The following is an 11,989-nucleotide window of genomic DNA, read 5'->3' on the forward strand; positions in this document are numbered from 1 at the left end:
TGAGTACGTTTGACATAATTGCTTCTTTCTTCCATAATAACGATTTCTTTTTTGTATCGCTATTTCAGGACGGGACAAAAGTAAAACATAAAAAAAGCCTCCAAATTTGGAGGCTTTTTTTATGTTTAGTTGTTTTCGAAATCTTAGATTGCGTCTACAATTGCATTTAATGTCGCTGATGGGCGCATTGCTGCAGTTGTTTTAACGAAGTCAGCTTTGTAGTAACCTCCAATTTCTTGTGGTTGACCTTGTGCTGCAATTAATTCTTCGTTAATTTTTGCTTCATTCTCTTGCATTGCTTTTGCTACTGGAGCGAATTTAGCTGCTAAATCAGCATTTGCTGTTTGGTTTGCTAAAGCTTCTGCCCAATACATAGCTAAATAAAAGTGAGATCCACGGTTATCGATAGTTCCTAATTTACGTCCTGGAGATTTATCAGTTGCTAAGAATTTTGCATTTGCTTCATCTAAAGCATCAGCTAAAGTTTGTGCTTTTGCATTTCCTTGCGTTTGAGAAACATGCTCTAAAGAAGCTTGTAAAGCTAAGAATTCTCCTAAAGAATCCCAACGTAAGTAACCTTCTTCTACGAATTGTTCGATGTGTTTTGGAGCAGATCCACCCGCACCAGTTTCGAATAATCCACCTCCGTTCATCAATGGAACGATAGATAACATTTTAGCAGAAGTTCCTAATTCTAAAATTGGGAATAAATCTGTTAAATAGTCACGTAATACGTTTCCTGAAACAGAAATTGTATCTTTTCCTTCTCTTGCACGTTTCAATGTTTCTTTCATTGCATCTTTAACGTCCATGATACGGATATCTAAACCTGTTGTATCGTGATCAGCTAAGTATTTTTCAACTTTTTTGATGATTTGTTGATCGTGAGCTCTTTCTTTATCTAACCAGAAAATTGCAGGTGTATCAGATAAACGAGATCTGTTAACTGCTAATTTTACCCAATCTTGGATAGGTGCATCTTTTGTTTGACACATTCTGAAAATATCAGTTGCTTCAACTTTTTGCTCTAATAAAGTGTTGCCGTTAGCATCTTCAATTTTGATTGTTCCATTTGCAGGAGCTTGGAAAGTTTTATCATGTGATCCGTACTCTTCAGCTTTTTGAGCCATTAAACCAACGTTAGGAACTGTACCAATTTTAGTTGGATCTAATGCTCCATTTTCTTTCATATCGTCTACAACAGCTTCGTAGAAACCAGCGTAAGAACGGTCTGGGATAATTGCTACAGTATCTTCTTCAGCACCATCCTTGTTCCACATTTTACCTCCGTTTCTTACTAATGCAGCCATAGAAGCATCAACAATAATATCAGAAGGAACGTGGAAGTTTGTAATTCCTTTATCAGAATTCACCATTGCAACACGTGGTCCATTTGCTAAATCAGCTTCGATAGCAGCTTTAATTTCTGCTTCTTGCGCATGACCTTTGATTTTTTCGAATAAATCGGCTAAACCGTTGTTTGGATTAATATCTAATGCTTTGAAAGTATCAGCATATTTTACGAAAACATCTTTGAAGAAAGTTTCAACGATAGCTCCAAAAATAACTGGATCAGAAACTTTCATCATTGTTGCTTTTAAGTGAGCAGACAACAATACGTTTTTATCTTTTGCTTCTTGAATCGCTTCTTGAACAAATGATCTTAAAGAGTTTAAGTTCATTACAGAAGAATCAATTACTTCTCCAGCTTTTAAAGGTGCTGCTGATTTTAATTCTTGAACAGAACCATCTTCTCCGTAAAATTTGATTGTATATTCAGTTGCGTTTTCTAACGTAGTTGAATTTTCAGTACCATAGAAATCACCAGATTTCATATAAGCAACTTTTGTTTTGCTGTCTGTAGCCCAAGCTCCCATTTTGTGAGGATTAGCTTTTGCATAGTTTTTAACAGCTTTTGGTGCACGACGGTCAGAGTTTCCTTCACGTAAAACTGGGTTTACAGCAGAACCTAAAACTTTTCCGTATCTAGCTTTGATTGCTTTTTCATCTTCATTTTTTGGTTCAGCTGGATAATTTGGTACAGCAAAACCTTTCGCTTGCAATTCAGCAATTGCTTCGTCTAACTGAGGAACAGAAGCCGAAATGTTAGGTAACTTAATGATGTTTGCTTCCGGAGTAGTCGCCAAAGCTCCTAATTCTGCTAAAGCATCAGGAATTCTTTGTTCTTCTTTTAAGAATTCAGGGAAATTAGCTAAAATACGACCAGCTAAAGAAATATCTGGAACTTCGATTGTAATATCAGCTGTTTTAGTGAATCCTTGTACGATTGGCAAAAATGAGTGAGTTGCCAACATCGGAGCTTCATCCGTAAGTGTGTAATGAATTTTTGACATTATGTTTTAAATTTTTTTGAGACTATTTTAATAATAGTCAATTAAAAATACATTTTTTCAATTTTGAATGCAGAAAATGCAAACTTTGCAAATATACAATATTTAACAGATTAAGTTGACCTTAAATCAATCATTTACACTAATTTTAGTATAATTTTTAACATGATTTTTGATAGGTCGTCAAGTTGATAATTTATTGAAACAAAATTGTTCAAGTTGATAATTTTTTACTGTTTTTTTTTTCAACTTCATGTATAATTTCACTTTTGAAAGAGCTGTCTATTTAATTCTTTTTAAGAAACCAATTTTTATACACTTAGTTTCTTTCTTAATTTTGCATAAAAACAATTCTTTTGAAACAAAATCTAGTGACAATCGCATTTTATAATGTCGAAAATTTTTATTCTAAATCTTCAGACGAATCTTTTTTGCCCAGTAATTTTATCAAATGGAAAGATAATCGTTATGATACAAAGGTGAAAAAGATTGCATTCTGCATCTCTAAAATTGGAAAATTAGAAACAAATGAATTACCATGTTTGGTTGGTTTGGCTGAGGTTGAAAATGAAGAGGTTTTGCAAGATTTGATTCAAAATGATTTTTTGAAAGATGGTGATTATAAAACACTTTTATATAAATCATTAGACGAAAGAAAAATAAATGTTGGATTAATTTATCGTCAACAATTTTTTGAAGTTATAGAAAGCGAACCAATTAGATTTATCTTTAAAGATCAGTATGATACAAAATCTTATACACGAGATATTTTATATGTGAAAGGAAATTTAATTGGCGAAATTATTCATATTTTTATTGTTCATTTGCCTTCTAAAATTGATAAAGAAGTCAATCAATTAAAACGTCAACATATTTTAAAAACGATTCGAAAAAGAATTAACGATTTGTTAACCGAAAATTATTCGGCAAAAATTGTTGTGATGGGAGATTTTAATGATTCTCCAACAAATTCTGACTTAATTGATGAATTGGATACTCGTTCTAAACAAGAAGAAATAAGCAGAAAAGAATTATTCAATCCAATGGTCAGTCTACAATCGTATAAAAGAGGTTCTATGATCTTTAAAAAGCAATGGATGTTATTTGATCAGCAACTTTTCTCGCAAGGATTTTTAACTTCACAATCAAATTTAGAATACATCAAAACAGCTATTTTTGATGCGAATTTTCTGAAGAATAGTGGCGGGAAATCAAGCGGTTTGCCATTTAGAACTTTTGTTGGTGGAAAATATTTCGGTGGATATAGCGATCATTTTCCCGTTTATACCATTTTAAAATATTAAATTTGTAGCGGTTTAATTTTAGAAAAGGTGAGAATCCACGAAAATGGTCAAGTAGAGATTGATGGAATTGATAAATTGATTCTGAATGCTTTTATGGATGACGCTAATATTCCTGTGTCACAATTGGCAAAAGAATTAGGAATATCAAATACAGCGGTTCATCAACGTATAAAGAAGTTAGAAAATTCGGGTGTGATTAATTCGACAAAAGTTATCGTTAATCCATCTATTTTAGGATATTCTACAATGTCTTTTGTTGGGGTTTTTATGGATAAACCTTCATCTTATAAATTAGTCGTTAAAGCTTTGGAAGAAATTCCAGAAGTGGTCGAAGCTCATTTTACAACGGGAAATTATGGGATTTTCTTGAAAATTCTGAGTCGTGATAACCTTCATTTAATGAATGTTTTGAACAAGAAAATTCAGCAAATTGATGGTGTAACGCGAACAGAAACAATCATTTCGTTGGAGCAACCGATAGATAGACAAATAAAACTTTAATATACAAAGATGAATATTAATCAATATTTAGACTCGACGTATCTTAAAACGCCTGAACAAGCAGGTATTTCGAATTCTGATACATTAGATATGGTGCACCAATTGGCGCAAGAAGCCATAGATAATCAGATTTATGCGGTGATGATTCGTCCTGATTATGTACGATCAGTTCGTGAATTATTGGATGAGAAAAAATCGAAAGTTGTTTTGGGAACTGTAATTGGTTTTCCAGAGGGAAATTACGATTTGAATGAAAAGTTGAGAGAAGCGCAAAAAGCGATTGCAGATGGAGCTGATGAATTAGATTTTGTAGTGAACTACGAAGCGTTCAAAAAAGGTGAAATTGATAAAGTAAGAGAGGAAGTAGAATCTGCTACTTCAGTAGCTTTACGTGAAGGTAAAGTTGTAAAATGGATTATAGAAACTGCTGCTTTATCGGACGAACAAATTGTTGAAATTACGCAACTTATTCGTGATATTGTTTTGAATAAAATTGGAGATGAATACGCATCAAAAGTATTCGTTAAATCTTCGACTGGTTTTTATAAAACAGACAATGGAGAACCAAATGGTGCAAACGAACATGTAATTAAATTAATGCTTGAAAATTCAGGTTCGCTTCCAGTGAAAGCTTCTGGCGGAGTTCGCACAACAGAAGAAGCTGAAAAAATGATCGCTTTAGGCGTGAAAAGAATTGGAACATCGTCTGCATTGGCGATTGTAAAAGGAGAGCAAGGAGCAAAAGGTTATTAGAAAATTTCTACATTATAATACATTTAAAAGTCTCAATATTTTATGAGACTTTTTTTTATTCATTAAAAATAAGCTTTCTTTTTTAGTTAATTTTTTAAAATACTTAAATAGCATATTGTATTTTATTGTTTTTGGAGCACTAAAATTATAACTTGATTTATATCAATTAATTTGGTTAAAAATGGTCGTAATTTTGCATTGATAACACTGATAAAATAGTATAGACGTATGTTGTTGAATAATCGTAAAGTTTATAATAATTTGGTTTTTGATGTAGGTATAACTGCATTTGAATTGAATGATATCCTACATACAGAAAAATTGAGAAAAGAGTTATCTGTTGATGAGTATTTTGGAATAATCTGGTCTGGTTCTAAAAAATTTGTTCATAAAATAAATGGAAAAGAATATTCGATTCCTAAAAACCATTTTCTTTTTATAGCTCCCAATATCTCTCAAGAATTTGTGAAACAAACTACTCGTACTGATGCTTATTATATTGTTTTTAAACAAGAATTTTATTCGAAATCAATCGAAGAGAACTTGAAGTTAGAAAATTCTACACTTTTTTCGCGAGATATCATAAATATTGTTGAGAATACAATTTGTTCTGCGCCAATTTTTGAGGCTAATTATTTGCAATATTTCTTTACTGCATTCGAAAATGAATTAGATATGAAGCTTGCTCATAATCTTTTGGAACGTATTATTATCAATGGTCAAATGGAAACATTTGATATGCAGAGCCAATTTATACAAGATGATTTTGATGTAGAGTTGGCAACTAAATTCAAAAAACTTTTGCAAGAAAATGTCAATGAAAACAAACAAGTATCTTTTTACATTGATAAACTTTTTATTACAAAAAGAAGGTTAGATAAAGCAACTCAAATCGTTTTTGGAAAAACAGCAAAAGAAATGATTGTGGAAGAATTGATGAAAAATGCAAAGATTTTATTAGTCAACTCAAAAATGTCAATAAAAGACATTGCGCTGGAACTCAATTTCCTCCAAGAGACCAATTTTACGGCGTTTTTCAAAAAAAATACTGGGATTTCTCCGACTAAATTCAGACAAAGTACTCCGAATTAAATAGTTAGAAATGTCGTTTTTCATCATCTTTTGGTATGATTTAATCTTTTAAGAACAAAAACAACTTCTACATTTGCAATCGCATTTGAGAATAACCAATCTTAAATATATAAACTACCAGATTATTTAACAAATATTTTTTAATAAATTTTTAACAAATTATAAAATGATGAAAAAATTAGCATTTATTTTAACGATTTTCTGTGCATTAGTTTCTGGAATGGCTTTAGCTCAAAAAACAGCTTCAGCAACATTGAATGTAAAATTATACCCAATTCAAACTATTCTTATTGGTACTGATAATACAGTTAACTTAGAATATCAAACAAAAGAAGATTATTCTAACGGTGTTACAAAAACTATGAACGACCACTTAATTGTATATAGTACTGGTGGTTTTGCTGTAAAAGTAAAATCTGAAAATGAAAACTTAGTTTTTACAAAAGGTTCTACAACAGATAACATTGCAGCTAATACAATTAATTTACAAGCGACTTTAGGTACTGGAAATGTATTAAATTCATCTTCTTTCAGTAAAGTTGTTTTAGATAAATCAGACAAAAACTTGATTTCTAGTACAGTTGGTGGTACAGATTTAAAATTCAACGTTGCGTATAACGGAAAAGGAAACAACGATTATGTAAACAAATATTATAATGTTGAGAATCCTAACGTGTATACAACTACTGTAACTTACACAATAGAAGCACAATAATATAAAAAAATAGGAAGTGGTATTGAAAAATATCACTTCTGTTTTGCTTATGAAAGTTCTTCGTTTTTTAACAATCGTTTCTTTTTTAGCATTAATCATTTCAACTAAGATTAGTGCACAATCAGGTATTTCTGTAAGTCCACCAAGGACTTATTTTGCGTTAAATCCTGGTGAGTCTGAGCGTAAAAAGATTTTGGTAACCAATGTAAGCGATGTGCATACATTAGAGTTGTCTGTTTCTTTTAAGGATTGGAAGTATGATGAATTTGGAGCTAATGTAGTTTCTGAAATCAATACTTTGCCAACAAGTAATGCAAACTGGATTACAGTTTTACCAAGTAATACATTTACACTTTTGCCAAGAGAATCGAAAGAAATAGAAGTTCTGATGCAAGTTCCAGAAAAGATAAATGCAGAAAGTGTGCATACTACGATGATGTACATTACGCAAACAAATCCGATTGCTGGACAAAACAAAAGTGGAGAAAATATTAAAATTTCCATTCGTACAGGTGTCAAAATTTATCAACGATTAAATATTGCACGTGATACAAATGTAGAGTTTACAAATTTTGTTTACGATAAAACTGAAAATCGTTTGGTGCTAAATATTTCGAATGAAGGAAATGTTTGGAGTGAAGGAACGATTAGAAATGAAATCATTAATCAAGAAAATGGTCAACAAATAAAATTGCAAGATGCAGTTTTTTATAGTTTACCAAATGATAAAAGAATTGTATATATACCATTGCCAAAGGATTTGCCAAAAGGTTCGTATATTGTTACCTCAACTTTAAGTTTTGAGAAAGATGATCAATTGAAAATTGCTGAATTGACGTTCTCAAATGATAAATAATAATTTGTTTCAGAAAATAGTTTCAACAATTACAGTATTGTTGACAATGGCAGTGTCTGCTCAGTTTACGATTAATGCGCACAATAACGGTTGGGTGCAAGTAAATGGAAGTAGCGGAGTTACGGCGACTAATATTGTGGCTGTAGAAATGCACATGTCTGGTGCTTTAAATTATAAAAATTGGTCTTTAGTTGCGCGTGTTGTTTCGCCTATTGTAAATTCTCAGAAAAAAGAATTTCCTGTCGATAAACTGAAATTGAAATTCAATAATTATACAACTTCTCAATATTATTCAGAGAATTATCCTACGCTAAATCAATTAGGAGTTATTCAGAATAACATTGCGATGAGTTTTTCTCCAAATTATTTTATCCGAAGTTCACCTTTAACAATTGCAACACCAGTAGGAAAATATGGTGCAATTGTCTTGAATTATGATATTGTGATTGATGCAGGAACATATCTAAATCCTCTGAAATCATGGAATAATTATCCTATTCAATTAGAGTTTTCTTTATTAAATGAATTTGGAACCGTGATTGGAACAAGTCTTTTTTCGATTGAAATGCAAATTAGTCCAAACGGAAATTACGAACCAGTTCAAACGCTTTCTATTGCGGTCGATGGTTCTGCTGTAAATGGAGAATTGGTTTTCAACACGATACAAGATTATAAAAATGGTGTGAAGAAAGAATATCAAAACGGCTTAATTGTTTCTTCTGATACAGCTTACGATATTCAAGTTTCGTCGCTTAATCAATATTTACAATCGAGTGATGCCCAGAATTTGGAATTAAATTCAATCAATGTTCAGATAAAAGACACCGAAACAAATAATCTTTCTAAGGTTATAAAACTTTCAAATTACAATCAATCATTGATGACGAATAGTTCTAAAACAGCTTCAAAAAAGTATAATATTATTTATTCTACAACTCCGTCGGATAATAAAATTTTGAATAGCAAACCTGGGAATTATTCAACTTCTTTGTTGTACACGATTACACCTTTGTAAAACAATATGTTCTTTTCAATCAATTATTTTCGGAGCGTATTTTTTATTCTGCTTATGCTTGTTAGCGGACAAAATTTGCGTGCTCAAACAATAAATAACGGATTGAAATTTAGTACAATAAAAGAAGTTAAATTAGAAGATAGCAACAACTTTTCTGTTATTCTTCAATTAGAAAATACAACCAATGATACGATAAATGCTCGTCTGGCACTTAAAATCCCTTCGGCTATAAGATCGTATTCGCAAGATAATCTTCAAATAAAAATCAATCCAAACAAGAAGGCTTTTATTCCTATGCAATTTACGGTGAGTAAATCGCAAATGGCTGGAAAATTAGATTTAGAATTCAGTATTATTGATTTTTTAAGTAAAAAAGAAATAGGAAAATCTGTTACTTCAGTTGTTGTTTTGCAAAAGAGAAACATCAAAATTTTTCCTGTCCAGAGTAATATTTTTTACCGTCAAGAAGGAGATTCTATTCATTATGAATTAAAAGTAATGAATATGGGAAATCAAGCCGAAGAAATTTTGTTAACCAATGTACTTCCTGATTTCAGAGGAAGTTATACTTATAATAACAAACGACTTATAGTTGAAGCTTTTCAAGAAAAAATTGTTCGATTTTCTAAATATGTAGACCGAGATATGATGAAAATTGAAAGTTTTCAGGCAAATGTTTCGGGTTATACAACGACCAAAGATTTTGCAGGAAATGTGTTTTTTACCATTCAGAATGCAAGTTCCAATCGTGTGTATATAGATCCAACAATGCTAAATCAGAATTGGACCAATTTTTCTTCAAATTATGTTCGATTAACTGCTCGCGATATTAATTCTGCTAATGCGAATTATAACTTAATGGCTCATCAAGAATTTTCGGTTGGGTTGAATGAATTTGCATATAATATTAATGGAACAACTTGGAATAAGAATCAAGACATGGTTTTGACAGATTCTTGGGTGAAATATCAACGCAAAGACAAAGGAATTTTAATCGGATCAATCAATAACAACGATTTTGATATTCCAGTTAACGGACGTGGAGTGATGTTGTTTAATAATTATGATAAGAATGATAACCGAATTGTAGTCGGAACGGTCGAAAAAAATTACAATTTATTAGATGATTTGACGAACGATGTTTTCAAGAATAGCAACACAACTTTTGCGAATGGACGATTTTTAATAAAAGATAAAAACGAATTAGAAACAACAGCTTTGTTTGATAGAACTTATTCTACAACGAACTTTATTTTGACAAATGGTTACAAATGGGTTACACCAAATAAGTGGAATCATTCAGTGAAATTTGGGTATGGTTTGTCAAAATTTAAAGAGACAAATGATGTTGAAAATTCATTATCGATTTCTGCAAATGTTTCTGGAACAATTGGTAAATTTGATTTTTATAGTTCCAATTATTACAGCTCAGGATATTATCCGGGGACACGACGTGGAGCATTGTATCTTAATCAGCGTTTTCAACGAACGTTTTCTAAATTTTCGTTGTGGTCTTCGTTAACGGTTACCAATAACAATCCGAAATCTATCGATCCGTATTTGATTAATTATATGCAAGCAAACGAGTCGAAAACGTTACGTTTTGAGACGGGAATTTCGTTCAAATTAGCAAATCATTTTAATCTTTCGATTTCTCCAAAATTCAATATAGAAAAATCAAATACTCTGAATTATGAGACGTTTACGTACATGCCGATGGATTTTAAATCGACTTATTTAAACGGAACATTTACTTGGTTGTCTAATTCTCGTGTGCATCAGTTGGTGTTGAATGCTTTGGGAGGATTTTCTGAGCTAAACGAATTGAGTAAGGTTGATCCAATTGTTTATGGACAATTAACGTGGAATGTGAAAAACTTTCAGTTAAACTCAATTTATCAACGAGGAAGTATGATGATTGCAGAGGTTTATTCGACGAATAATCTAAATCATCAATTAGAACGTTTTACAACTTCGGCGAGTTTTCGTCAAAGCTTTTTTCAGAAAAAATTGAATACGGCAGTTTCTACTTATTATAATATTGACAAAAATTTTGGAAATACCCTAACTTTTGGAGCTTCTGTGGATTATCAACCAATTGATAATTTTATTGTGAGTACACAAGCGAATTTTAGTCATTACGATTCGAAAACATTGAATAGCAAACAAACTTATTTGAAGGTTGGTGTTCAATATAATTTGCCTGCGAAACGCACTGTGACAGATGTAAAAGACGGAACATTGAATTTGTTTGTGTTTTATGATTACAATGCAAATGGTATTTTTGATGAAGGTGATAAAGTGGCTGATAGTCGTAATGTAAAGATAAATGAAACGAATTTTATTACAGATTTAGAAGGAAATATCAAGTATAAAAAAGTTCCTTATGGTAATTATATAATCAAACTTCCTGGAAAAAAATGGTTTGCACAAGATTACGCGGTTAATATTAATGCGAAAACGACTTCTATTTCTATTCCAATGCAACAAACTGGTATTGTGAGAGGAAAAGTTGAGTATGAATTATCTTCAAATTTGGAGTATCAGGTTTCGGCAAATTTATTCGGATTTACATTGATTTTTAATCACGAAAATGGACAGATTTTTACAGTTAAAACAAATGATAGAGGTGAATATACAGCTTTTTTACCTGTCGGAAATTATACATTTCATCTTGTTGAAAATAGTTTACCAGAACATGTTTATGCAAAAACATATTTGAATAAAATAACGGTAGAAAAGGAACAAAATACAGAATATGAACCGCTTATTCTGAAAATTAAGGAACGAAAAGTTAACATCAAACGTTTTGGTAGTTAATGGATATTTTGATTTACTTTGCATCAAAATAAACTCTAAATGCCACTAACTTTTTGCCATCCAGCAATTATTCTTCCGCTAAAAAAACTAAAATCGAATTGGTTTTCGATGACGGGATTAATCATTGGTTCGATGTCGCCAGATTTAGAATATTTCTCTCGAATGGAGATTATAGCGACGCACAGTCATTTGTTCTGGGGTGTTTTGTATTTTGACTTACCAATTGCTCTTATTTATTGTTTCGTTTTTCACCTATTTGTCCGAAATATTTTAATTCATCATTTACCAATTTTTTTAAAAGAACGATTTGCTCAATTTCTAAATTTTGATTGGATTTACTATTTTAAAAAACATTGGATAATTGTGATTCTTTCAATTATAATAGGAGCTTATTCGCATCTTTTTTGGGATGCTTTCACCCACGAATGGGATATTTTACGAAATTAATTCCAGCTTTAGAGGAAACTTGGTTTCAAATTCCTTTCAATAATTTCGAAATAAAAGGATCTAAGTTCAACAAATAAGTGCAACTCAAATTAAATCATTGGGGGCTAGCCCCCAATGATTAGCCAAGTGCTAAAT

10 protein-coding genes are annotated in these 11,989 nt (G+C 31.3%); 9 read left to right on the forward strand and 1 reads right to left on the reverse strand.

The features are described from left to right. Nucleotides 1-143: 143 nt before the first annotated feature. Nucleotides 144-2,354, reverse strand: coding sequence for an NADP-dependent isocitrate dehydrogenase (locus HX088_RS12960; RefSeq protein ID WP_260541799.1), 2,211 nt, complete (start codon nt 2,352-2,354; stop codon nt 144-146). A gap of 353 nt (nt 2,355-2,707) precedes the next feature. On the opposite strand from HX088_RS12960, the gene HX088_RS12965 reads away from it, so the two are divergent. From HX088_RS12965 to HX088_RS13005, 9 genes are all read left to right on the forward strand, one after another. Then, the gene (locus tag HX088_RS12965; protein WP_260541800.1) at nt 2,708-3,655 is read left to right on the forward strand and encodes an endonuclease/exonuclease/phosphatase family protein; all 948 of its coding nucleotides are present in this window, start codon (nt 2,708-2,710) and stop codon (nt 3,653-3,655) included. 27 nt (nt 3,656-3,682) lie between these two features. Next, nucleotides 3,683-4,156, forward strand: a complete 474-nt coding sequence (locus HX088_RS12970) for an Lrp/AsnC ligand binding domain-containing protein (protein ID WP_225539142.1) — start codon at nt 3,683-3,685, stop codon at nt 4,154-4,156. A 9-nt stretch (nt 4,157-4,165) separates the two neighbouring features. After that, nucleotides 4,166-4,909 (forward strand): deoxyribose-phosphate aldolase, encoded by a 744-nt coding sequence (gene deoC, locus HX088_RS12975; RefSeq protein ID WP_286484365.1) that lies wholly within the window; start codon nt 4,166-4,168, stop codon nt 4,907-4,909. 228 nt (nt 4,910-5,137) lie between these two features. Further along, entirely contained in the window at nt 5,138-6,001 is an 864-nt protein-coding gene (locus tag HX088_RS12980; RefSeq protein ID WP_286484366.1) for a helix-turn-helix domain-containing protein, read from the forward strand. 169 nt (nt 6,002-6,170) lie between these two features. After that, on the forward strand, nt 6,171-6,716 hold the full coding sequence (locus HX088_RS12985; protein WP_280050052.1) for a hypothetical protein: 546 nt from the start codon (nt 6,171-6,173) through the stop codon (nt 6,714-6,716). A gap of 22 nt (nt 6,717-6,738) precedes the next feature. Continuing rightward, nucleotides 6,739-7,572, forward strand: a complete 834-nt coding sequence (locus HX088_RS12990; RefSeq protein ID WP_286484367.1) for a fimbrial biogenesis chaperone — start codon at nt 6,739-6,741, stop codon at nt 7,570-7,572. After that, nucleotides 7,562-8,587: a hypothetical protein gene (locus HX088_RS12995; protein WP_286484368.1), complete on the forward strand. Its 1,026-nt coding sequence runs from the start codon at nt 7,562-7,564 to the stop codon at nt 8,585-8,587. Before HX088_RS12990 ends, HX088_RS12995 begins: the two co-directional genes overlap by 11 nt. 102 nt (nt 8,588-8,689) lie before the next feature. Continuing rightward, entirely contained in the window at nt 8,690-11,407 is a 2,718-nt protein-coding gene (locus HX088_RS13000; RefSeq protein WP_286484370.1) for a COG1470 family protein, read from the forward strand. Between the two features lie 39 nt (nt 11,408-11,446). After that, entirely contained in the window at nt 11,447-11,854 is a 408-nt protein-coding gene (locus HX088_RS13005) for a DUF4184 family protein (RefSeq protein WP_286484371.1), read from the forward strand. Nucleotides 11,855-11,989: the final 135 nt, after the last annotated feature.

The sequence above is a fragment of the Empedobacter sp. 225-1 genome (assembly GCF_030328185.1).
GTDB classification, from domain to species: Bacteria; Bacteroidota; Bacteroidia; order Flavobacteriales; family Weeksellaceae; genus Empedobacter; species Empedobacter stercoris.